This window comes from Pedobacter sp. FW305-3-2-15-E-R2A2 (genome assembly GCF_038446955.1).
Classification (GTDB): Bacteria; Bacteroidota; Bacteroidia; order Sphingobacteriales; family Sphingobacteriaceae; genus Pedobacter.
This window is the reverse complement of the sequence record NZ_CP151803.1, coordinates 3,945,592-3,970,063: the sequence shown is the minus strand read 5'-3', so window position 1 is coordinate 3,970,063 and position 24,472 is coordinate 3,945,592. Positions and strand designations below refer to the sequence as shown.

General features: G+C 41.9%; 18 protein-coding genes, 1 tRNA gene and 1 other RNA gene. 12 read left to right on the top strand and 8 right to left on the bottom strand.

Features of this window, described 5'->3' with window-relative positions; translation table 11 throughout:
• Positions 1 to 33: 33 nt before the first annotated feature.
• Genes AAFF35_RS15830 through AAFF35_RS15810 form a run of 5 tightly spaced genes read left to right on the top strand, consistent with a single transcriptional unit; the run spans position 34 to position 8,121 of the window.
• Positions 34 to 3,543 (top strand): DUF4157 domain-containing protein, encoded by a 3,510-nt coding sequence (locus AAFF35_RS15830; protein WP_342327492.1) that lies wholly within the window; start codon positions 34 to 36, stop codon positions 3,541 to 3,543.
• Positions 3,544 to 3,554: 11 nt separating this feature from the next.
• Entirely contained in the window at positions 3,555 to 4,091 is a 537-nt protein-coding gene (locus tag AAFF35_RS15825; RefSeq protein ID WP_342327491.1) for an ankyrin repeat domain-containing protein, read from the top strand.
• Positions 4,092 to 4,122: 31 nt separating this feature from the next.
• Complete coding sequence (locus AAFF35_RS15820; protein WP_342327490.1) at positions 4,123 to 5,460, top strand: DUF6851 domain-containing protein; 1,338 nt, start codon at positions 4,123 to 4,125, stop codon at positions 5,458 to 5,460.
• An 11-nt stretch (positions 5,461 to 5,471) separates the two neighbouring features.
• Positions 5,472 to 6,602: a DUF4157 domain-containing protein gene (locus AAFF35_RS15815; protein WP_342327489.1), complete on the top strand. Its 1,131-nt coding sequence runs from the start codon at positions 5,472 to 5,474 to the stop codon at positions 6,600 to 6,602.
• 10 nt (positions 6,603 to 6,612) lie between these two features.
• The gene (locus tag AAFF35_RS15810) at positions 6,613 to 8,121 is read left to right on the top strand and encodes an ATP-binding protein (protein ID WP_342327488.1); all 1,509 of its coding nucleotides are present in this window, start codon (positions 6,613 to 6,615) and stop codon (positions 8,119 to 8,121) included.
• Here AAFF35_RS15810 and AAFF35_RS15805 read toward each other — a convergent pair.
• Entirely contained in the window at positions 8,118 to 8,510 is a 393-nt protein-coding gene (locus AAFF35_RS15805) for an acyl-CoA thioesterase (RefSeq protein WP_342327487.1), read from the bottom strand. The two genes, AAFF35_RS15810 and AAFF35_RS15805, sit on opposite strands and share 4 nt — an antisense overlap.
• A gap of 120 nt (positions 8,511 to 8,630) precedes the next feature.
• Between AAFF35_RS15805 and AAFF35_RS15800 the strand changes: the two genes are divergently transcribed.
• Positions 8,631 to 9,269: a class I SAM-dependent methyltransferase gene (locus AAFF35_RS15800; RefSeq protein ID WP_342327486.1), complete on the top strand. Its 639-nt coding sequence runs from the start codon at positions 8,631 to 8,633 to the stop codon at positions 9,267 to 9,269.
• 77 nt (positions 9,270 to 9,346) lie between these two features.
• A complete protein-coding gene (locus tag AAFF35_RS15795; protein ID WP_342327485.1) occupies positions 9,347 to 10,180 on the top strand; it encodes a DUF1080 domain-containing protein in 834 nt (277 codons plus the stop codon).
• Positions 10,181 to 10,241: 61 nt separating this feature from the next.
• On the opposite strand, the gene AAFF35_RS15790 is transcribed toward AAFF35_RS15795, so the two are convergent.
• On the bottom strand, positions 10,242 to 10,628 hold the full coding sequence (locus AAFF35_RS15790) for a DoxX family protein (RefSeq protein ID WP_342327484.1): 387 nt from the start codon (positions 10,626 to 10,628) through the stop codon (positions 10,242 to 10,244).
• Positions 10,629 to 10,828: 200 nt separating this feature from the next.
• Positions 10,829 to 11,959 carry a DEAD/DEAH box helicase gene (locus tag AAFF35_RS15785; protein ID WP_342327483.1) on the bottom strand — a complete coding sequence of 377 codons (1,131 nt, stop codon included), beginning with the start codon at positions 11,957 to 11,959 and terminating at the stop codon, positions 10,829 to 10,831.
• Between the two features lie 625 nt (positions 11,960 to 12,584).
• Here AAFF35_RS15785 and AAFF35_RS15780 point away from each other — a divergent pair.
• Positions 12,585 to 13,175 (top strand): hypothetical protein, encoded by a 591-nt coding sequence (locus AAFF35_RS15780; protein ID WP_342327482.1) that lies wholly within the window; start codon positions 12,585 to 12,587, stop codon positions 13,173 to 13,175.
• Positions 13,176 to 13,249: 74 nt separating this feature from the next.
• On the opposite strand, the gene AAFF35_RS15775 is transcribed toward AAFF35_RS15780, so the two are convergent.
• Positions 13,250 to 14,032 carry a hypothetical protein gene (locus tag AAFF35_RS15775; protein ID WP_342327481.1) on the bottom strand — a complete coding sequence of 261 codons (783 nt, stop codon included), beginning with the start codon at positions 14,030 to 14,032 and terminating at the stop codon, positions 13,250 to 13,252.
• A 150-nt stretch (positions 14,033 to 14,182) separates the two neighbouring features.
• On the opposite strand from AAFF35_RS15775, the gene AAFF35_RS15770 reads away from it, so the two are divergent.
• Positions 14,183 to 14,815 carry a hypothetical protein gene (locus AAFF35_RS15770; RefSeq protein ID WP_342327480.1) on the top strand — a complete coding sequence of 211 codons (633 nt, stop codon included), beginning with the start codon at positions 14,183 to 14,185 and terminating at the stop codon, positions 14,813 to 14,815.
• 182 nt (positions 14,816 to 14,997) lie between these two features.
• Here AAFF35_RS15770 and AAFF35_RS15765 read toward each other — a convergent pair.
• Positions 14,998 to 15,073: transfer RNA gene (locus AAFF35_RS15765), tRNA-Lys, on the bottom strand.
• A gap of 194 nt (positions 15,074 to 15,267) precedes the next feature.
• Complete coding sequence (locus tag AAFF35_RS15760; RefSeq protein ID WP_342327479.1) at positions 15,268 to 16,101, bottom strand: alpha/beta hydrolase; 834 nt, start codon at positions 16,099 to 16,101, stop codon at positions 15,268 to 15,270.
• A 121-nt stretch (positions 16,102 to 16,222) separates the two neighbouring features.
• On the opposite strand from AAFF35_RS15760, the gene AAFF35_RS15755 reads away from it, so the two are divergent.
• Positions 16,223 to 16,717 carry an HAD family hydrolase gene (locus tag AAFF35_RS15755; protein ID WP_342327478.1) on the top strand — a complete coding sequence of 165 codons (495 nt, stop codon included), beginning with the start codon at positions 16,223 to 16,225 and terminating at the stop codon, positions 16,715 to 16,717.
• A gap of 31 nt (positions 16,718 to 16,748) precedes the next feature.
• Here AAFF35_RS15755 and fsa read toward each other — a convergent pair whose 3' ends face one another.
• A complete protein-coding gene (gene fsa / locus AAFF35_RS15750; RefSeq protein WP_074610889.1) occupies positions 16,749 to 17,408 on the bottom strand; it encodes a fructose-6-phosphate aldolase in 660 nt (219 codons plus the stop codon).
• A 101-nt stretch (positions 17,409 to 17,509) separates the two neighbouring features.
• Positions 17,510 to 17,609, bottom strand: an RNA gene (ffs, locus tag AAFF35_RS15745) — signal recognition particle sRNA small type.
• A gap of 399 nt (positions 17,610 to 18,008) precedes the next feature.
• On the opposite strand from ffs, the gene gltB reads away from it, so the two are divergent.
• Together gltB and AAFF35_RS15735 are read left to right on the top strand one after the other, a co-directional pair.
• On the top strand, positions 18,009 to 22,514 hold the full coding sequence (gene gltB, locus AAFF35_RS15740) for a glutamate synthase large subunit (RefSeq protein WP_342327476.1): 4,506 nt from the start codon (positions 18,009 to 18,011) through the stop codon (positions 22,512 to 22,514).
• Between the two features lie 75 nt (positions 22,515 to 22,589).
• The gene (locus AAFF35_RS15735; RefSeq protein WP_342327475.1) at positions 22,590 to 24,056 is read left to right on the top strand and encodes a glutamate synthase subunit beta; all 1,467 of its coding nucleotides are present in this window, start codon (positions 22,590 to 22,592) and stop codon (positions 24,054 to 24,056) included.
• The last annotated feature ends 416 nt before the right edge of the window (positions 24,057 to 24,472 follow it).

The window sequence follows — 24,472 nt, the reverse complement described above, 5'->3', positions numbered from 1 at the left end:
AGAAGATTTAATGTGGTATTAAAAAGATAAACTATGAAAGCTGCTGAAGCTAAATCAGTGGCAACACCTGCCAAATCGGATGCTCCTTTCTTTAATAAGGGGACGGATACGGCTTTGCTCAGTGACAGCTCCAGGGAAACCTCTTTTTTTCATAAACAGAACAACGATCCTTTTTTTGTACAAACCAAGTTGACTGTTGGCCAGCCTAATGATAAATATGAACAGGAGGCTGATGTCACTGCTGATAAGGTAGTCCAGCGACTGGGAAATGCGGAAAGAAGCCCATCCGCTTCTGTTGAAAGTGCCGGAGTTAATTTCTTGCAAACAAAAACCTTAGCTCCGGTCGCCAGTTCGATCAGTCCTTTTGTACAAACCAAATGTGCCGCCTGTGAGGAAGAAGAAAAAAAAGAAGAAAAGGATAAAGGTGAACTTAAAGGAGGGAAAATAAGGCGTAAACCTATTTTTGAAAGTAATGCTGATCCGGAGGATACAGATGGAAATCCGGTACAAAGGAAGTGTTCCGCCTGTGAGGAAGAAGAGAAACACATCCATAAAAAAGACGATGCCTCTGGTTCAGAGAACGACATGCCTACTATCGAAAACAGACTGTCTGAGTCCAAAGGGTCGGGAAGGCCGATGTCGGAAAATACCCGGGCAGAGATGGAAAGCTCATTTGGCGTTGATTTTTCCGATGTACGCATCCACGACAATAGTAATGCAGTGGAGATGAACAAAGGCCTGAATGCCCAGGCCTTCGCCCATGGCAGTGACATCTATTTTAACAGCGGGAAATACGATCCGGAGAGCACTTCCGGTAAGCACCTGCTTGCCCATGAGCTGACGCATACCGTTCAGCAGGGAGGCAGCAATCTGAAGAAAAAGCCTCAGCAAGGCGGTGCCGGTGCAGGAATCAAAAGTGATGCCGCCACGCCAAACATCCAGGCCAGCTGGTACAATTTCAATATCCCCTTTACAGACTATCAGTTTGACCCAAGTATCAACGGCTTGAAGAATGCCGGAAATATGGCGGTAGATGCCGCAAAATGGACTGGCGGGAAGGTCAGGGATGGAGCAGTATGGGTGAAAGATAAGGCTGTTGAAGGTTTTGAATGGGTCTTTGATCAGATCAAAGGGCTGGTTAACTCGGGTATTGAATGGCTCAGCAATAAATTCGATGAGATTAAAAAGTTTGCGACCTCTGCATTCGACAGCATAAAAGCGACACTTGGGGCGGCGGTCAACCTGGTAACTGCACCATTAAATATGATTACTGCGGCATTTACCAATATGAATGCCGATACGTTGCTTGCGGCCTGGAACATGCTTACAGCGGGAGCAAATGCCATGATGAACATGGTGACCAGCGTGGTGACTGGTATCCTGAAAATAGGAGAAGGCATTTGGGGCACTGTTGCAGGATTTATCAGCTCTATATTTAGCCGGATTAACGGGGTCATAAATAGTACGGTATTCGGTTATCTTCCTGACTTTCTTCAAAAAGCGGCCAGGGCCTTATTTGATACTCTTAAAGGATTATGGGATGCTGTCCGCAATTTCTGGACAAACTTCTGGCAAAAAATAACCGCGCAGATTAAGCAAATTTTAACCGCCATTAAGAACTTTGTAAATAAGGTCTTGTCCTTTGCCATCCATGGGGTAATTAAGCTGGTGAGGATGCTTAAAACGGCCTGGGATCTGGTGACACAGGTAGCTAAGGATCCGGAAGCTTTTATCAAACCTATTCTCGAGAAGCTGGCGGCCAAGCTAAATACAGAGGCTCCTCCTAAAGCCAAAGAAGAAGCAAGGAAAAAACTTAAAGAAAATGTTCCCAATAAAGGGAATGACCCATCTGCCGGCGGAGTGGTTCAAAGGGAGCCGGAAAAAGGTGCAGAAGCTAAGACCAGCAGAAGTACGGCAAGCTATACAGAGATTGACCGGGGAATTGATCAGGCCATTTCAAAACAGTGGGACGACATTAAAATTGTTCCGATGTTATGGCAGACGGTGAAGAATATGTTCTGGCCGCCGGCAACTATTAAGGCGATAGGTCATGAGTTCTACGAGCTATGGACGGTGGATTGGGCTAACGCGGTAGATAGTTTGTTCATGCCGCGGAATATACTGGATGATCCGCTGGGATTTTTCCATGATATCTGGTCTAACTTCCTTTTTCTGCTGGATTTTCCTCTGGCCCTATGGAGAAGATTGAACAGTATTTTAATGCTGCTGATGGGCTATGTAACGATTGTTCTGGTGATCATTGGACTTGTTGGTGGTGCGGCAGTTGGCGGTGGTGTAGGAGGCTTGCCTGGGGCAGCGGCGGGATTGGCCCTTGCGGGTACGCTTGGAGAAGGGTTAATGATTTCCTTCCTGCTGGCGGAGGGAATAACGATCGTCAAAGCCTTGCTGGATCTGTTTACAGCCAGACAGACGGCAAAAGAAAAAGATGGGGATTATAAACAGATTGCAGGAAGTGCTATCGGGATCGGAATTGCCATTGCACTGGAGATGCTCTTTGCTTTCCTATCGAGCCTGGTTTCGGAAATTGTTGCGCGTATTAAAGCAAAACCCGGAGCGGCTGTACCTGAGCCTAATGTTAAAGGAGAAGCACCTAAACCCGGTGAGCCGGTGGAGCCTAAACCTGGAGAGAAGGTGGAACCGAAATCCGGAGAAGGGGAAGGGGCTAAGGCGGGAGAGACGAAGGTCGGGGAAGGTGAAGTTTCACCAAGTAAAGATGGAAACAGGGATATCCGGATGAATGAGAAGGGCAAGTGTGAAGTTTGTGCTTCGCCATGCGCGGATATCAGGGCGAAATACAAGGAAGAGATCACACCCGAAATCAGGGGAAAAATTGAGGCGATAGAAAACAATCCGAAGCTCTCTGAAGCGGCGCAAAAAGAAGCGCTGAAACCAATTGAGCAGGAGCTGGCGGATTTGAAAGTAGCAAACGAAACCAAAGGTGGGGCTGAGATTGCCAAGCAGCTGGGACTACCTGATCCGCCACCCGGGCATCACTGGGTTAAAAAACCTAGCGGTGGTGTCAGATTGCAGCGGAATCCTGAATTTAAAGGTCAGTTGCTGGAATACGATCCTGCGGCGCCGAAAACGGAAGGGATCCCAGAGGGCTTTAAAAAGGCAGAAGGCTCTTATATGTCTGAAAGAGAACTCAACCTGCCTAAGCCATTACAGCGCAGAGTAGAGTTATCTGTGAAAACCAGAGAAGCAATCCTGCGTAATGCGGAGACCAGACTTGATCCTAAAGGCGAAAGAAGATGGGTGGATGGAAAAACTGACAAACTCATCCCCGGAGAAAAACAAACGCTGGATCCGACGACCGGTGAAATGACCAAAGGTGATTTTGCTTTTGGACATAAAGAAGGCGATATTGCATGGAAGAAATTTCAGGATGCCCATGCCAATGATGTTCCGCCAATCACGAGAGAAGATGTGATCAAGTATCAGGATGATCCTAAAATTTATCAGGTAGAAGAAGGCAGGAACAATTCGGTCTCAGGGGCAAAAGGAAATGCAGCAGACAAATAAAAGAAAATCATATGTATACAGAATTTCAAAAATTACAATCAGCAGTTCGTCTTCCTTCAGCTGAACAAGCGTTGGCCGCATTTAAAGACATAGCAGATTTAAATGCCAGATATGAAGATAAATATGATAACATTCTTCATTATATGATTAGTGCTTTTGAAAAAGAGCACCTGAGGATTGCGGACTTTGAGGCATTGATCGAATCAGGTGTAGATGTTAATGCCAGAGACAAGGAAGGGCAAAGCCCATTACATTACACCACCTTATATCCGAATTTTGCATTGGCAAAAATACTGATCAGTCATGATGCCGACATCCATGCAGAAGACAAGATGGGAAACACGGTGCTTTGGAGAGCCGTCAAGAATTATCGTGGAGAAAAAGAGCTTTTAGACATTATTCTGCTCCTCCTGGAAAAAGGCGCCGATATCAATAAAAAGAACAATTACGACAGGTCATCCAGAGATATGATTGAGGACCGGAAAGCGAATATCACCAGTGGTAGCGCAGAGTCTGACCTTTCTGAAGCACTTAAAGCGTATTTATGATTTAAAAACAGGAAACTAAATAATTTACACCATGTCAGAAAAAAGCCTGGTTATTCAATGGAATGAACTCATTCTTGACGCCATTAAACTGACCAAAACCTCGCCGCCACTTGCAGCCAGAGCTTTGGCAATGGTACATACGGCCATGTATGATGCATGGTCGGTGTTTGATAAATGTGCCATCAGCACCACGACGGCAAAATACCTAAAAATGGCAGATCATGAATGTGTAAAAGAGAACACAAGGAAAGCATTCAGTTATGCCGCTTACCGGGTGTTGATGGACCTCTTTTGGCTGGCCCTTCCTGCTCCAAATAAAGATATGTTCCGTGATCTGATGTGTACCTGTGATTATGATCCGGACGATACGACGCTGGACATCTCTTTGCCGCAGGGAATCGGAAACCTGGTTGCCCGGCTGGTGATAGAAAAAGGGCATGGTGATGGAGCCAACCAGCAGGGGACTTTGCACATGCCACATTGGTCTGATTATACGGGATACCGGCCCATCAATACTCCGGATCAGGTCAATGACCTGAGTTACTGGCAGCCATTGAGAAAAAATGGAGCTACACAGGAATTTCTGACGCCTCAATGGGGATTGCTGAAATCATTCTCTTTAAATTTTAACTGGCAATTCAGACCGGCGCCTCCTTTCCGGAAGGAAGATTTTGATTTTAGGCCCCAGGTTAAAGCAGTCCTGGAAATCAGTGCGGCACTCACAGAGGAGCAAAAAGCAATTGCCTCTTACTGGGCGGATGGTGTAGGAACATTTACCCCTCCGGGGCATTGGTGTGAGATCGCACAGTTCATTGCAGAAAGAGAAAAATACAGAAATACAGCTTGTATCAAATTGTTTTTTGCCTTGAGTAACGCCTTGTTTGACACCTCTATTGCCTGTTGGGAAGCTAAACATCACTATAATTCCGTACGTCCGGTAACGGCGATCAGAACGATATACAAAGGACTGGAAGTACAAGCCTGGGCTGGTCCGGGCAAAGGAACACAAACCATGAAAGGAGAACAATGGACCTCCTATATTGAAACACCTCCCTTTCCCGAGCATGTATCCGGACACAGCAGTTTTAGCAGGGCCGCCGCAACCGTATTGCGGCAATTTACGGGCAGCGATCATTTTGGTGGCTGTACCACACTGAAGCCGGGGAGTTCCATTATCGAACCAGGCACATCACCATGTACAGAAGTGCGACTGGACTGGCCAACATTTACCAGCGCTGCGGAACAGGCGGGATTATCCCGGATATATGGGGGGATTCATTTTCCCAGAGGAAATGAAGAAGGACAGAAGCTGGGGCTCAGCATAGGTACAAATGCCTGGGAAAAAGCGCTGTTTTATTTTAACGATTAAATCTTAAAATTATGCCTTATAGCTCAAGAGTCTATCGTCAACGCAATGCACATGTGCATGATGACGTAAAGCCACAACCGTTTTTTAGCAATCAGCAGGAACAGGCCAAAGCAAAAGCCGGTGGCTTTTTTCAGGCAAAATTAACCGTAAACAAGCCCGGCGACCACTATGAACATGAGGCCGATGCCCTTGCCGATCAGGTGGTCAACAGGCCATCTGAAAAGAAGGCAACGCAACAGGTCAGCAGCGTACAGCGTCTCGCCACTTCTGCGGAGGATGAGAAACAGGGAACAAACGACGCGAGGATGGCGGCAGATAAGGAAATTCAGGAAAAACCAGAGCCTGATGCAGAGCAAATAAAGGAAGAGCAGGAAGAAAATAAGAAAATACAGGCCAAAGCAGAGGGGAATGCAAGTCATGCCTCAGCCAAAGTGGCTTCCAAAATAGAAAGCAACACGGGAAAAGGAAATGCCTTGCCTAAAGCTGTGCTGAGAGAAATGAACAGTTCTTTTGCTGCGGATTTCAGTAAGGTCCGGATACATGACAACGGGGAATCTGCTGGTATGGCTAAAGCGTTACATGCCCAGGCATTTACCCATGGTCATGACATTTACTTTAATGCGGGTAAGTTTGATCCCGGAAGTAATGCCGGTAAATTTCTGCTGGCACATGAGCTGACTCATGTATTGCAGCAAAAAGGAGGCTCTATGGAAAGACATATTCAGAAAGAGGGGGAGCAGAATCCGGCAACGGCCGTTCAACCTGGCGGCCCTTTTGATATGAATGACCAGACTTTTACCTTAAACTGGAAAAATGGGCAATGGGAAGGCTGTGGGCCGGTTCCAGGTACGGCAGCGGGAGGGGAGAATGCCTGTGTCAGTTCAGACGCTATAGAACAGATTAAAAACTATTTCAAAAAGAAACCAGTACCGGGAAATGTTGACCGGCCGGCAAATTGTCCGCCTGAACGATGGAATTTTATGTTTAATTATTGCTGCAGCCAGGGCAAACATATCGATCCCAATCAAAAGAGCAATTGTATTCCGGATAAAGTGCAGGAACCGGAAATGAAAATAGAAAAACCTGAAGCTCCTGAAAAAGGAGATTTTGAAGTACCTGATGGTGATACAAAAATGGCTTAACAGAGAGATCATGAACCTGCAGAAGTTAAAATCAATTCTTGGAAAAAATCCGAATGAAGGACCTTTTAGTCGGCTGGAAGATGGCTCCTCAGCCGGGCGTCTTGCCGAAGCGACAACCATACAGGATGATCCTACAGAAAACATAAATTCAAGTGATATGCCCCAAACCTTTACCGACCGGAATGCCCCTGAAGAGTTCAGGTATCTGGAACAATTGATTTTATACCGCCTGGATAGCTGGTTTCCTTCAGACGAGGAGATTAAAGAGCCAATCCTGGATACCAGCAAATGGTCCCCCTCTTTGGCAAACTTTATTCAGCAGCATGAGCTCAGCTCAGATGAAGCGGTCTTGCTGCTGATTGGCATTACGCCACATGTTCAATCTGACCTGTTTGACCGGGTGATCAGTTATAAAATCCAAAATTCGGGAGATTTTCAAAGAATCGGAGGGGTAAGAGGGAAAGATTTCAGGGGCTTTATGCCCACTGGTGAAACGGCGGTGTTCCTGCTGGGAGCTGATGATTTTGAAAGGCGTTTAGCCATTCAGCAGTTGTTCTGGCCGGATCATTTGTTCGAAAAGAATAAGATCCTGTGGTTGGCCGAGCAGCCGCATGGAGAACCTGTGATGAGTGGTAGAATTATACTCTCCGCGGAGTATCTTGATACTTTCATTTATGGCAAGCCCATTCCGCCAAGATTCAGCATGACCTTTCCGGCAAAACTAATCCATACCGACCTGGGCTGGGATGATCTGGTGATCAATGATGAACTGAAAGAACAGATCAATGAATTGAAGAGCTGGTTGAAATACAATGACCAGCTGGTTGGAGAATGGGGAATGGGCGATCGCCTGAGAAAAGGTTACCGCACTTTACTTTACGGTCCATCAGGTACAGGAAAGACCTTTACCGCAGGTTTATTGGGTAAAGAAGTGGGGAAAGATGTCTATAAGATTGACCTCTCTATGGTCGTGTCTAAATATATCGGGGAAACTGAAAAGAACCTCGAACTGCTCTTCGCCAGGGCGGAAGATAAAGGATGGATCCTGTTTTTCGATGAGGCAGATGCTTTATTTGGAAAACGGACAAATGTGAGGGATGCCCATGATAAGTATGCGAACCAGGAGGTGTCTTACCTGTTGCAACGGATTGAAGATTATAATGGAATGGTGATCCTCGCCACGAATATGAAGAATAATATTGACGATGCTTTTATTCGCAGGTTCAATTCTATCTTGAAATTCTCCTTACCGGAAGCAGAGGAGCGGGTCGAAATATGGCGCCTTGCCTTTCCTAAAGACGTTCGGTTTAGTAATGAACAGGAGGAAACAGTTGATATTCCCGATCTCGTAAAGAATTACCTCCTCTCCGGAGGCTGCATCGTAAACGTAGTTCATTATGCGAGTATTAAGGCGCTGGAACGATACAATGAACAGAATGGAGCAAAAAACATTTACCTGAGTGATGTATTGTATGGCATAAAGAAAGAATTGCTGAAAGAAGGTAAACCTTTTAATTAAAACCTCAGGGTATCGAAAATTTCTCCTCTGCTCAGTGTGCCATTTATCTTGGCAATAACTTCAACCTTAGCTTTCAGGCATAAGCTATTGTCAGCACTGCGAAAGATGTCCTGAAAAAACAGGAGCTTCAAGCCTTGTCGCTCTGTTCTTAGTTTCACCGAAAAGGTATCACCGGAGGTCAGCGACCTTTTAAAGTCCATTTCTATTCTGGAGACCATTAGCAAGATGTCTTTTTCTGCCAGTTCCTTAAAGGAAACCTCTTTTGACGAGAGGTATTCATGCCTGGCATGTTCTAAATAATTCTGATATACGGCGTTATTTACCACGCCCTGCAGGTCACATTCGTAATCTCTTACTTTTAACTGAATTTCAAAAATATAGTTTTGCATATTGTTTTGTAAAGATGTAAATAATGTAGCTATCCGCTGCGCCCTCATGCAGACATTTTTTTATTTAATAAATAATGGATAAATAGCAGCTGTTAAAAAGATACCAATTGCAGAACTACAATGAAAAAGGATAAGACAAAAATCGCCGTAGCGGTATTTAATAAACGTGCAAATGAATATCAGGATAAATTTATGGATACACAGTTGTATCAGGAATCCTTCGATTTCTTCTGTGCGCAGATCACAAAAGAAAATGCTGATATTTTAGATCTTGCCTGTGGACCTGGTAACATCACTAAATACCTGTTAAGGAAACGTCCCGATTTTAACATCTTAGGCATTGACCTGTCTTTGAATATGATTGACCTTGCTAAGGCAAACAACCCAACCGCCACATTTGAATTAATGGACTGTAGAGCTATTGGGTTAATTGATAAAAAATATAATGCGATTATGTGTGGTTTTGCGCTGCCGTATCTGTCAAAAGAAGAAGCACTGGAACTCATCACTCATGCATCCATACTGTTAGCACCGGATGGCATACTTTATTTAAGTACAATGGAAGGGAATTACAGCAGTTCCGGACTTCAACGGTCAAGTTCAGGTGATGAAATCTATATTCATTTTCATGAGGAAGATTATCTTGTCAATGGGCTTAAAGGAAAAGGTTTTGAAATTTTAGAACTGCAGCGTAAGCATTACCTGATACAGGGAGGGACGGAGACTACAGATCTGATTATCATCGCGAGAAAAAGGTAACTACTTGTTTAGCCAGCCAAATCTTGCTGGGATGGGTTTAAATTCCTATTTTTAAAGCCTAACCATTGCTTTTAAGTATGAAACTAAAAATCGGCTTGTCGCTATTTGTATCCCTGACTTTCTTATTTGTAACCCAGTGTTCCGCTCAAAAGGGCTGGATAGATCTTTTTAACGGAAAAGATCTGAAAGACTGGAACATTAAAATTTCTAAACATGATTACAATGAAAACTACGCGAATACTTTTCGTGTGGAAGATGGCTTAATCAAAGTAAATTATGATGGATATGCAGATTTTGATCAGCAATACGGGCATATTTTTTACAAAACACCCTTCTCTTATTACCTGCTAGAGGTCACTTATCGTTTTGTTGGTGAACAAGCCAAAGGAGGAGAAGGTTGGGCGCTGCGGAATAGTGGGGCGATGCTGCATTGTCAGGCACCTGAAACGATGCTTAAGGACCAGGATTTTCCAATCTCCGTCGAAGCACAAATTCTGGGTGGTGACGGTACACATATCCGTCCAACCAGCAATTTATGTACGCCAGGCACACAAGTCATTTATGAAGGGAAATTATTTACACCACATTGTTTGGATTCTAAATCAAAAACTTATGCTGGTGATCAATGGGTGACCGCCAAATTCCTGGTTTTGGGAGATTCAGTGATTAAACATATTATTGATAAGGAAGTGGTGCTGGAATATTCTAAACCTCAAATTGGTGGGGGTAATGTAGCCAACTACGACCCGAAAATGAAAGAAGATGGTAAAGCCTTAACCGGTGGTTATATTTCTTTACAGAGCGAAAGCCATCCTATTGAATTTAAAAAAGTAAGACTTTATAACCTGGAAGCTTACTCAAAAGATAGGTCGAAGTTGGCTAAAGTAATAGAAAAGGTTTTAAAGCAGTAATGCCCATTTTTGATCGTGTAAATACTGAATATTTACACGATCAATTACCAAAAAGGAAAAATTAATAAGACTTTGATTCACTGACCATAGGTTTGTATTTGTTCCAGTTGTCGCCGATTATCCAGAGATTGATCAGAAAAAACGGCAATGCGATGGTTAAGCCAGATGGATCGAAAATAGCATTATGAAATACGATACCTACCATAACCGGTAAAATGACAATGGCACCAAGGGCTCTGTATTTTGGTAATGCAAATAGCAGTCCGCCAATTACTTCAATCGCGCCGATTAAAGGCATCAGCCAGGAAATCTTAACAAAAGCTCCCATTAATGCCATTTGATCTGCCGTCATTTCAGGCATGGGCATATAGTTAAAAAATTTGTTTAACCCGGCATTGATAAACATCAGACCGAAAAGAATACATACTACGATTTTTACGATTTTCATTTTATTAATTTTAATGGTTAATAATCTATGCCGTCTCTATTCAAAAACCAGCGGCATTTTCAATAGTTAAATTACATTTTTTATATTGTAAATCAATGGCTTAGCTGTAAAAATAGGTTGGCTTGTTGTCGCATAAAAAAAGGCTTCCAAACCTATGTCGGGAAGCCTTTTTAGACCTTAGCGGTCGTCGTTGTATTTGTTTACAGGATGTTTTCTCCATCAATCAGATTGACCTTTTTACCCATCTTTTTTTGAATGACTTCAAAATGGTGCAGTTCATTTTTGCTCACCATGGAAATGGCATCTCCTGCAGTCCCTGCACGACCGGTTCTACCTATGCGGTGCACGTAATCTTTTGGGGAACGTGGTAACTCATAATTGATCACAAAAGGAAGGAAATTAATGTCTATTCCCCTGGCCATTAAATCTGTGGCTACCAGGACCCGGAGTTTACCTGATTTAAAATGATGTAAAACTTCCGTTCTGGCACCCTGACTTTTTTTGCTGTGAACGGCTTTTGCATCAATGTTATTTTTGCGAAGCTTGTTCACGATAGCATCGGCCTGATGAACCGAAGATGCAAAGACCAACACTTGTTTCATATCATGGTGATTGATCAGATAACGCAGAAAAGGACCTTTTTTCTCATCCGAAATAATATAAGCGACTTGGTTGATCAGCTCAAGAGATTCCTCTTCAGCTTCTATCTTAACCACTACCGGGTCATGTAATAAGATTTGGTGAATATGTTGAAGATCGCTGCTCAATGTGGCAGATAGCAATATATTCTGACGCTTTTCAGGTAAAAGCGATAAAATCTTGTTCAGCTCTTCTTTAAATCCCAGATTAAGCATTTTGTCTGCTTCATCCAGTACTAATGTTTCAATCGCGGATAAATGAACGGCATTAGAATCCACTAATTCCAATAAGCGGCCCGGTGTAGCAACGAGTATATTTATGCCCTGCATGGCCATCATTTGAGGGTTTATAGAAACGCCACCATAAACTGCCAGTGTTTTAATCGATTCGGGAAGTGGCTGACTAAAAGTGATAAAAACATTTTTCACCTGTTCAGCAAGCTCACGGGTAGGCACTAAAACCAATACATTCGCATGGCGATTCTTTTGTCCGAATGTCTTTTGTACATTCATTAAAAGCGGTAAAACATAACTTGCAGTTTTTCCGGAGCCTGTTTGAGCAATGGCTAATACATCTTTATGATTTAATATAGCGGGTATAACACTTTGTTGAATGGGAGTGGGTACTGTGAAATTTTGATCTACCAGTGCTTTTGTTAAAGCAGGTGATAAACCTAAGGACGTAAAAGGCATATTACTCGATTTTTTTGTAAAAATAAGCAAAAATCACGGGAAGACAGGTTTACTTATCATTGCTGTGTTATAGGTCTGCCAAAAAATAAAACATAACCATCGGCATCTGTTACTTCAAAGCCACGTAACCCATCATCATCGTCCTGAATAAATTGTTGAAATGTTACACCAGCAGAACTGTATTCCTCAAATAATGTATCCGGTTCAACGGTGTGAATAAATGAGCCCCAGCGTGCCCATTCATGCCGGGAATGGTTGGGGAGGGGTGGTATGTCGTTAGCAATATGCCAGACTTCGAATCCAAGCTTATTTACATAGAAGGATACCGAATCTGCTATATTCGATACGATGAAAAAAGGGGAAATGTAAGTAAGATTTGATATCGCTATTTAAAATCGATGAACTCACACTTTAATTGTACAAATAATGAAACCTATTGCGATATCTAGTTTCCAAATCATTACCTCTAAGTATGGAAGCGAAAAAGGTCAAATTCATTTCGATGCTAAGGAAGAAGTCGTACATGACATTTTTTCAAACCGAATTGTATTGAATACAAATTTTAGGGATGAACGATCCTACGAAACTTACATGGAGGATGATGTACTCCATGTAAAAAAAACTGATGTATAATACCCGCAAAAAAGAATTATTCGAGACTATTATGGATGAGGATGATTGGGAGGAGCTGGATGAATTATGGAGTCGAATGGAATATGAGTTGGTTACAGGGTCAAGATTGAACGAAATGGACGTTCGGGCAGAATTACTCGAACTATTTTCTCTTATCTTAACGGAGAGAGAAGCTGAAATCTTTTCTAAAAAGCTCCCGACTAAGAAAAATCCTGATTTAAAATGGGTGTGGAAGCAAATTGCTTCGGCATTAGCGCAGGTAAAGAGGTCAGTCTCTTTTGAATGGAAGGAGTGGGGAGAAATTGGAATTATGGAGGTAAACAATTTAGCCGTAGTAAGGGAATTGGACATTAGCTTACCTTATCCAGGTGAAGAACAAATACAGGAAGTAGCTCATGATTCTGATTGGGAAAGTGCCATTTTACGATATTTTAATCGGCTAAATGCTTCTGACCTTAAATTAATTGCGATAGGGAAACATTTCGATGAATACCAAATGTTCGCCTGCCTGCCTATACGTGAGCTTAACCTGGCTAATGCTTTTGAAATACTTAAAAAGCTAGGAATTGTTTATAAGGGTTAAGGGGATAAAACTTAAAAGCCCTGCCAATCGTGGTGATTGGCAGAGTTTTTTTGAACCTGTTGATGGTAAAAAGATTATTCAAATTCAACCTGACTGAGCGCTTTGTTCGATTGTTTGCTAACCAGTGCTATGATTTCTTTATTCTTCTGCTGGTCGTTGAAACCATGGTCTCTGGAGCTCCATTTATTTCCGTCATTGAAGGTAACCAGAAAATAAGGCTCATTCCGTATGTTTCCGTTAGGAGCTTTTACCTTCATTACAGCAATGACATTTGAAACGTCGGAATAATGATACGATTTGGTTCCAAGACTTAAAAAAACATTCATTTTGATCTCTTTGTGTCCAAACGAAGAGAACCAATCTAAGGAAGCAATGGTGATTACGATCGTAATTACGGCCAGAGTCCTCGTAAGATAAACAGCAGCTTTCGCATAGTTAAACTTATATTTTAGATTGTAATAGGCCATATATTCCTTCCAATCATCTTTAAGTTGTCGTTTAATGAGGAGAACAATGAGCAATGATGATGACAACAAAGCCCAGAAAAGAGATGGCATTAGTAACAACTCTATACGAGGGGCGACCACAATTAAAGCATCTGAAAGCAATGAAGTCCTGAATCCGGTAAATAATAAGAAGATTTCATAAAACAAATAACCTGATGCGCCTACCATAACGAGGAATATTCCCAAGTGTTTTAAGTCAAAAACAAGGTATTTAGCACTTAGCGTTTCGAAAGATTTTTCCGTTTTATATTCAGATTTTTCAACGGACATCAGCCTACCAAGTAAAAAATAAAGACCAATAATGGTGGCTACGGTGAGTATTGGAGAGATGTTGGAATAGCTGAAGCTCATGGTTCAAAGTTAGGATGATTTTCTTGAGTTCTCGTCAATAGATCGGCTCGAAATCCGGGAAGTTTGCACTTACGCAACTTAAATAAGTTGCGTATATTCATGAATTAGCCATCAGTTTTTAAAAAAAAGAAAACAAATAAATTTAAAATTATGAAACACATTTATTTATACTTTGTAGTCATTTTGATTTCAGTCCAAATGAATTTATTCGCTCAAAATATTAAAAATAAAGACAATTATACTTATCAAGTAAGAGAAGAAAAAGGCGACTTAAATAATGATGGTAAAATGGACAAAATAACGGTAAAAATGGATACAATAAATGAAACAAGACCATTAAGATTACAAATTTTCCTATCACAGCCAAATGGAAAAAAATTAACTTTAGCCGTATCTTCGACCAAAATAATTGAGCCACAATATCCTGTTGAAAACCAGGGGAAATTTAATGGATACCAAATTCCAAGTTTTTTTATTGAAAAGGGAATTTTGACAATGTGGAGTGAAATTAAAGGAGGAAATATTACTTACGATTTCAAATATCACAAAGGCAATTTTGAATTAATTAATGTAAAAAAGTTGACTAATAATGCAACCAAAGGGTATATTGACGAAAGCACCATATTTACAGAAACTAAATTTAACTTAATTTCGGGGCTCAGAACTGAAACTGATGAGCTATTGGGTTCAAAAAAAATATTAAATAAAAGAAAAAAAATAATTAGGATCAGTCCCTTACCGAAAATACAGGATTTCAAATTTTCCGATAAAAAATTATATTGAAAACACCGAGCCGCTAACTTCGGCTTGGCTGTATGTATAAGATTTGAAATTTTTAATTATTTGAATATAAGATGCTTATTGCAACTTAGGGGAGTTTTATGAAGTAAATTTTGACACCCTAGAAAAAACAAAAACCTTGCTAACATTATGTCTGCAGGGGTTTTGTTTTTTGATATTGAATCTGGTGATCCCGCTGGGATTCGAACCCAGGACCACTACATTAAAAGTGTAATGCTCTACCAGCTGAGCTACGGAATCAAAGCTGTTATTTTCAGCTTTACTCTAAGCGTTTCCGTTTAAAGTGATGCAAATATAGGGCTACTATATATAGAGTGCAAATTAAAATCCGATAAATTATATACTGCGCTGATTTTTAGTCAGATTATTTGCATATCCCTAAATTCAAACCCTGTTTTTAGCCTAAAAAACGATCATTTTCCGCTAAAAACAGCCTATCTTTTTAAAAAATTTACCAGCAATTGGTTCAGTTCATCCTTATGTGTGATGAATAATCCATGTGGTGCACCTTCTATGACATAATATTCCGCATTTGGTAGCAGCATGGAAGTGATTGCACTGGTCGCTTTAATTGGAACAGTTTTATCATCATCGCCATGGATAATCATAACAGGTATCGTAATGGTGATCAGGTCAGTTCTGAAATCAGTTTCAGAGAAGGACCTTACACAATCTGCAGTTGCTTTTGGACTGGCCACAATGGCAAGTTGGTGCATCCAGTTTTGGATTTCCTGACTTACCGGTTTATTCAGCACACCTTCACTAAAGAATTGCTTACCAAAACCGGTCAGAAATGCCGGACGGTCCTGATGGATACTGGAAACAATCCCATCAAATACTTCGGCAGGAACACCTTCTTCATGGTCATCAGTTTTTAAAACCAGCGGGACTACAGAGCTGATCAGGACTGCTTTCTCCACTTTCGAAGATCCATATTTACCGAGATAACGTACCACTTCACCACCACCCATGGAAAAACCTACTAAGGTCACTTCAGACAAGTCCAGCGCATTGATCAGTTCATGCAGATCAGAAGCCAGGGTATCGTAATCGTAGCCATTCCAGGGTTTATCCGACTGACCAAAACCTCTTCTGTCATAGGCAATACAGCGATAACCACTATATACTATGGAAGCAATCTGATATTCCCACATTTCGTGTGATACCGGCCATCCGTGGATCAGGATTACAGGTTTACCTGATCCCAGATCTTCATAAAATATGTTGACAGATTTACTGTTCTCTGGGTTTCTTTTGATATAAGGCATAGTTCATCTTTAAGTTTAACTGTTTTAATAACATTGGGATCGTCATTATGTTTAACTAAATCCACAACAGACTGCGATACTAATTTAATATCCCCATCTTTGCAAAAAAAAGATCATACGAATGAATAAAGCAATTTTTTTGGACCGTGATGGCGTACTCAATCACGAAATATACGATTATATCTGTCGCGTGGAAGATTTTGAGGTTTTAGAATACCAGATTCCTCCTTTAAAGAAACTGTATGACGAAGGATATATGCTCATCATCATTACCAACCAGGGTGGTATTGCTTTAAAGCGTTATACGGAAGAGACCCTTGCAGAGATGCATGCCATTCTTGGCAAAAAGTTTGAAGAGCAGGGCGCATTGATTACCCATGCTTACTATTGCCCGCATCATCCAACCGTGTCTGAAGAATGTGCCTGTAGGAAACCCAAATCAGGAATGGTTTTAGAGGCGATTGCGACTTACAATATCGATCCGGCATTGTCTGTGATGATCGGAGATAAACCAAGAGATGTGGAGGCCGCGAATGGGGCAGGAGTGAAGGGAATTCTCATTGAACCGGATGAGCAGATCAGTTATGAAAACATAAAAAAAGTCCTGTCGAATTAATCAACAGGACTTTTTTATAATATAATATCGCTTATTTACCGGCAGCTTTAGCATGATCAGCTAAGAACTGAGCAAGACCGCTATCGGTTAAAGGGTGTTTGATTAATGCAAGAATTGCAGAAAGTGGTCCTGTCATCACATCAGCGCCTAATTTAGCACAGTTGATGATGTGCATTGGGCCTCTTACTGAAGCTGCAAGAATTTGAGTTTCGTATTGATAATTGTCAAAAATTAACCTGATGTCTTCGATCAATTGGAAACCATCTGTAGAGATGTCATCTAAACGGCCTAAGAAAGGAGATACGTAAGTAGCACCTGCTTTGGCAGCGATCAATGCCTGTCCTGCAGAGAAAATCAATGTACAGTTGGTTCTGATGCCTTTAGATGAAAGATATTTAATGGCTTTAACACCGTCTTTGATCATTGGGACTTTAACCACGATTTTCGGGTCCAGTTTAGCTAAAGCTTCACCTTCTTTGATCATTGATTCATAATCAGTAGAAATAACCTCTGCACTTACATTCGCGTCAACGATATCGCAGATTGCTTTGTAGTGGTTCAATACATTCTGATCTCCGGTGATTCCTTCTTTAGCCATCAGGCTAGGGTTGGTGGTTACGCCGTCTAAAACGCCAAGGTCTTGAGCTTCTCTGATTTGTTCCAGATTTGCTGTGTCTATGAAAAATTTCATAAGATATATAGTTTAAGAAAATATATGATTTTATTTAACTCGTGGTAGTCGTTAGAAAGAAGAGTATGCATTCGAAGCATGGTCTATCTAAAAAAAATAAAAATGGGCAAGCACCTTTTATCGCACCGCTACAACCTTCTACCCTTGCTTCGTTCCCGCCCTGGGGGAGTTCAAAGGGAGCTGATCGTAAAAGACTTGCCCGTCACAAAAGTAGGAAAAGAATTGAATCTACAAAAGTAAATATCGCTTTTATTGTAGTTTTTTCGAGGGATTTTGGGTAATTGATTGAGATTAAACCTATTGTAGTGTAAAATATTTTTAATCTTTTTTCTCATTTTCTTTAACAAATGGGGAAAAAGGAAAAAATCTGCAAAACATCAGGTTCAGAAAAGAAACCTAGAAATACTATGCATGAATAATATTGGTTATGAATGTCGTAATTTAAATCGATGTAATTTGTGAATATTGTAAAATACAAAGATTATAATTGAAATATGCTGTGTTTCTCCTAAAAAATATAACGATATTATAATTCCTTGATTTTTTTTCGTAACTTAGTGTCTCAATCACACTATACCCAACCAACACTAAATTAAACTTATGGAACAAACACAAGATCAGCAAGGGTTGTACGACCAGCGTTTTGAGCACGACGCATGTGGCATTGGTTTCGTTGCCCATATCAAGGGCAGAAAGTCGCAACAAATCATTTCCGACGCCATTACCATTCTTGAAAATCTTGATCACCGCGGGGCTTGCGGAGCAGAAATTAATACCGGAGATGGCGCAGGTATTATGATACAGATCCCTCACGAGTTTCTGTACGACGAATGTCTTAAAATCGGATTTAGTCTGAATGAATCCGGCGATTATGGGGTAGGGATGCTATTTTTACCTAAAGATGTCAAGGCGAGAGAAGAGTGCAGAGAGATCATTTACCGTGCTGCAGAGAAATTGGGACTGGAAGTTTTAGGCTTCAGAAAGGTACAAACCAATACAGAAGGTATTGGCGATATGGCATTGTCGGTAGAACCGGAAATGGAACAGGTGTTTATCGCGCGTCCTTATGCAATTGCAGCAGGAGCAGATTTTGAACGTAAATTATATGTGTTCAAGAATTACCTGTCAAAGACCATTAATAATACTGTAAAGGGTATCAATGGCGAATTTTATATTGCTTCTTTCTCTTCAAGAACAATAGTATATAAAGGACAACTGACCTCTTTGCAGGTGAGAACCTATTTTACTGAACTAAGTGATAAGCGTGTCGTTTCCGCTTTTGGCTTAATTCACAGCCGTTTTGCAACCAATACCTTTCCTTCATGGAAGCTGGCACAGCCTTTCAGGTATATCGCGCATAACGGAGAGATTAATACCCTGCAGGGGAACCTGAACTGGTTTAGAGCAAGCGTAAAGTCTTTGGCTTCGTCTTACTTTACGCCTGAAGAACTGAATATTTTACTTCCTGTAATTGACGAATCCAATTCCGATTCGGGATGTTTAGATAATATAGTAGAGTTATTGCTTCATGCAGGCCGCTCCCTGCCACATGTACTCATGATGTTGATTCCTGAGGCATGGGATGGCAATGACGATATGGATGAGCTTAAACAAGCATTCTATAAGTTCCATGCTACTTTAATGGAGCCATGGGATGGACCAGCAGCTGTTTCTTTTACAGATGGTAATTTGATTGGTGCCACGTTGGACAGAAACGGACTTCGCCCGCAAAGATATGCCATCACCGAAGATGACCATGTGATCATGGCCTCTGAGGCAGGTGCACTGGCTTTGGATCAAAGCAAAATCATCGAAAAAGGCAGATTAACTCCCGGAAAGATGTTTGTGGTAGATATGGAGCAGGGAAGGATCATCAGCGATACAGAAATTAAACAATTGGTTTGTGGTCGCAGGCCGTATGCCGACTGGTTAAATCAGTACCAGATCAGACTGGAAGAGCTTTCAGATCCAAGAGTGGTCTTCAGCGGACTTTCTCAGGAGTCGATCTTCAAATATCAGCAGGTATTTGGCTATAGCCGTGAAGACATCGATCTGATCCTGAAACCAATGGCCAGGGATGCTAAAGAGCCGATTGGATCTATGGGAACGGATATTCCTTTAGCTGTTCTGTCGCAAAAACCGCAACACCTTTCTTCTTATTTCAAACAGTTGTTTGCACAGGTAACCAATCCACCGATCGATCCGATCAGGGAAAAAGTGGTGATGAGCCTTGCAGGTTTCATGGGCAACAACGGAAATATCCTGGAAGAAAAAGCCATGCAATGCCATTGTGTGGGGATTAAACATCCGATATTAACGAATTTAGAGTTAGAGAAACTGAGAAGTATCGATACCGGTGTATTCCAGTCTAAAACTTTACAAACATATTTCAGGGCTACTGGAAAACCGGGTGCAATGGCTAAAGCCTTAGACAGGCTTTGCCGTTATGCGGTAGATGCAGTGGAAGACGGGTTCCAGGTGATCATCCTTTCCGATCGCGCACTGGATTCTGAACATGCTGCAATTCCTTCTCTCCTTGCCGTTTCTACAGTTCACCATCATTTGATCCGTAAAGGATATAGAGGTGATGTGGGCTTGGTCGTAGAAGCAGGTGATGTTTGGGAAGTTCACCATTTCGCGTGTTTAATCGGATTTGGTGCAACTGCAGTGAATCCTTATCTCGCAGAAGAGACGATTACAGGTTTCGAAACGGAATTGGAAACTAAACCAGCAAAACTAATCCAGAACTATATATATGCAGTAAATAATGGATTGTTGAAGATTTTCTCAAAAATGGGAATCTCCACTTTGCAATCTTACCATGGTGCGCAGATCTTTGAAATTTTGGGGATCAACAAACAGGTGGTCGACAATTATTTTACGGGTGCTGTTTCGAGAATTGGCGGATTAGGGTTGGATGAAATTGCGAGAGAAGCATTGATCAAACACAACAGGATTTTCGGCCAGGCTACACGTCCGGATACGATCCTGCCTACCGGTGGTAATTATAAATGGAAACGTAAAGGAGAACAACATTTGTTCAATCCTCAAACGATCCATTTGCTGCAAAATGCAACAAGAAAGAAAGATTACAACGTCTATAAACAATACTCTAAGCTGGTAAATGAGCAAACACATCAGGCTTATACCATCAGAGGTTTATTTGAATTCAATTACGATCGCCCTGCGGTGCCTTTAGCCGAAGTAGAGCCGATTGAAAACATATTGAAACGCTTTGCTACAGGTGCGATGTCATTTGGATCGATCTCTCATGAAGCACACTCTACTTTAGCCATTGCCATGAACCGCATCGGCGGAAAAAGCAATACCGGCGAAGGAGGTGAGGATGAATTACGCTATGAAACCCTGCCTAACGGCGATTCTATGCGCTCTGCCATCAAGCAAATCGCTTCTGCACGTTTCGGAGTAACGAGTTATTACCTGAGCAATGCGGATGAATTACAGATTAAAATGGCGCAGGGTGCCAAACCAGGTGAAGGTGGACAATTACCGGGAGATAAAGTGGACGACTGGATCGCTAAGGTTCGTCACGCTACGCCAGGCGTAGGTCTGATCTCTCCGCCGCCACACCATGATATCTATTCTATTGAAGATTTAGCACAGTTGATCTTTGATTTGAAAAATGCAAACAGGGAAGCAAGAATCAACGTTAAACTGGTTTCTAAAGCTGGTGTTGGAACAATTGCTGCCGGAGTAGCAAAAGCACATGCAGACGTGATCCTGGTTTCAGGATTTGACGGAGGAACAGGTGCATCGCCACTGACCTCTATTCAGCATGCCGGACTTCCATGGGAGCTTGGCCTGGCGGAAGCACATCAGACGTTGGTTAAAAACCGCTTGCGCAGCAGGGTAGTCCTGCAAACAGACGGACAGCTGAAAACGGGTAAAGACATTGCCATTGCGACGCTTCTTGGAGCAGAAGAATGGGGTGTTGCTACCGCAGCACTGGTTACCTCTGGCTGTATCATGATGAGGAAATGTCACCTGAATACCTGCCCTGTAGGGGTAGCGACTCAGGATCCTAACCTTAGAAAGCTGTTTACCGGAGAAGCAGACCATGTGGTGAATCTGTTCCATTTCCTTGCGGAGGAATTGAGAGAAACGATGGCAGAATTAGGTTTCAGAACGGTAGAAGAAATGGTGGGTCAGGCAGACGCCTTAAGCTTACGCCAGATCGATCCTACAGACTGGAAGCTCAAAGACCTTGACCTTTCTGCAATCTTGTATAAAGCGCCTGATAATGGCCTGAGCCTTTATCAAACAGAAGAACAAGACCACGGGCTGACAGATATCCTGGATCATGCCTTAATTAAAGCGGCTCAACCTGCTTTACTGAATAAAGAGCCGATCTACAGAGAGTTTGAAGTGAAAAACACCAACCGTGCCTTGGGAACGATGCTGTCTAACGAAGTGTCTAAAATTTATAAGAGCCAGGGTTTACCAGCAGATACCATCAATTTCAAATTTAAAGGCTCCGCCGGACAAAGCTTTGGTGCTTTCGCAGCAAAAGGAATCTCCCTGCAACTGGAGGGGGAGGCCAATGATTATGTTGGAAAAGGACTTTCAGGTGCGAGGTTGTCTATCTATCCTTTCAGTACGATCAGCTATGTGCCGGAACAAAATATCATCATCGGTAACGTAGCCCTTTATGGTGCAACTTCCGGCGAATTGTATGTAAGAGGACAGGCAGGAGAACGTTTTGCGGTGAGAAATTCCGGAGCTACAGCAGTAGTGGAAGGTTTAGGTGATCATGGCTGTGAATATATGACTGGTGGCGAAGTCCTGGTGATCGGTGATACCGGAAGCAATTTTGCAGCTGGTATGAGCGGTGGAGTGGCCTGGATATATGATGTTAAAGGGGAGTTTACCAATAAATGCAATAAAGAAATGGTAGACCTTGATCCTCTGGATGAACAGGATGAACTTCGCATTAATATCTTGTTGAAGAAACACATTCAGCTGACAGATAGCAGCCTGGCTAAATTTATCTTGAGCGACTGGACCACACAATCTGCCCATTTCATTAAGGTATTCCCTAAAGAATACAAAGCAGTATTGAAGAAAAGAGCAGAAGTAACTGTTTAACCTTATGCTCCGAAACAACCAGAGAAAATTGAAACACAAAATGATCAGAACCACTAAACTAAATATAGCTTAACTATGGGAAAAGTAACCGGATTTTTAGAGTATGAAAGAACTGCTCCTGTAAAAGAAGATGCTAAAGAACGTTTAAAGCATTATAATGAATTTGTACAGAATTTTGAATTAGAGCAGGTAAACCGGGAAGCCGCAAGGTGTATGGATTGCGGAGTTCCTTTTTGTCAGTCGGGTTGCCCGCTGGGTAATGTGATTCCGGAATTTAACGATGCGGTATATAAAGGAGACTGGCAGCTGGCTTCTACCATTTTGCTGAGCACTAATAACTTCCCTGAATTTACAGGAAGAATTTGTCCGGCACCATGCGAGTCTGCCTGTGTACTTGGCATCAACAGGTCGCCGGTCTCTATCGAAGAAATTGAAAAACATATTATAGAGATTGCCTTCAATAAGGGGTATATCAAAGCGGAACAACCATTGATCCGTACGGGTAAGAAAGTAGCGGTAATCGGTTCCGGACCTGCAGGTTTGGCAGCAGCAGCACAGCTGAATAAAGCCGGTCATGAGGTGGTGGTTTACGAACGTGATGATACTCCGGGAGGTTTATTGAACTATGGTATCCCTGATTTTAAACTTCAGAAAGATGTGGTCAGCAGACGTATTGCCCTGATGGAAAAGGAAGGTATAGTTTTCAAATGTAATTCCAATGTTGGGGTGAACGTAGAGTTGAATACTTTACTTAGAGAATACCAGTCGATTGTATTGGCCGGTGGATCTACCATTCCAAGGGACCTCAACATTACAGGCCGGGAGGCTAAAGGAGTTCATTATGCAATGGATTTCCTGAAACAACAGAACAAGCGTGTCAGAAACATCAGTGTTGATGGAGAGGCGATACTTGCAGCAGGTAAAGATGTAATCGTAATCGGGGGCGGAGATACCGGTTCGGATTGTATCGGTACTTCTAACCGTCAGGGAGCGAAATCTGTGATGCAGTTTGAGATCATGCCGATGCCATCACAAAGCCGTACCTCGAATATGCCATGGCCAACTTTCCCAATGTTATTGAAAGTAACCTCTTCTCATGAAGAAGGTTGTGAAAGAGCCTGGGGAGTGAACACCAAGGAGTTTATTAAAGATGAAAATGGAAACCTGAAGGCTTTAAAAGTAGTGGATGTAGAGTGGGAAATTGATGCAACAGGCAGACCCTTGAATTTCAAAGAGAAAGCTGGTACAGAGCGTGATTTGCCTTGTCAGCTGGTTTTACTGGCGATGGGTTTCTTACATCCGCAGAAAGAAGGTTTAATTGAAAAATTAGGTGTAGAACTGGACAACAGAGGAAATGTGAAAGCCGAAGAAGGTAAGTACCAAACCAATATTGCCAAGATCTTTGCCGCAGGAGATATGCGCCGCGGACAATCACTGGTGGTCTGGGCCATCTCTGAAGGCCGCGAAGCAGCCCGTAAGGTAGACGAATACCTGATGGGACATAGCAGCCTGGCATCTAAAGATGGAATCCCTTATGCTTAACTCTTAAAAAAGAGATAAGATATATTTCATTATTTACAATAAAACCCCGGAAATTTAGTATTTCCGGGGTTTTTTGATTTAAATCTGCATCCGGAATTCCCATGATATGGACGGTTTATTGCGAAAAAATGGCAATATCAATACTTTTTCGGAAAAATCAGTTAAATGATCAGAAAGATAAAACAGAAATTCTTCACAGGAATGATCGTGTATTTTACTTTTTGGTAGTTAATTTATGAAGAATTTACAATTGATATATGTTATTCTGTAAATGGCGTTTTTATTTAATTTATATCGCTCTATGCTGTTTAAACGATGTTTTATAAGTAAAGTCAACTGCATAAAATTTCACTGAATTTCAATTTCAGAAATCAAATGAAAAATATTTGGACGGAACCTTGATTTGGGATTTTTAG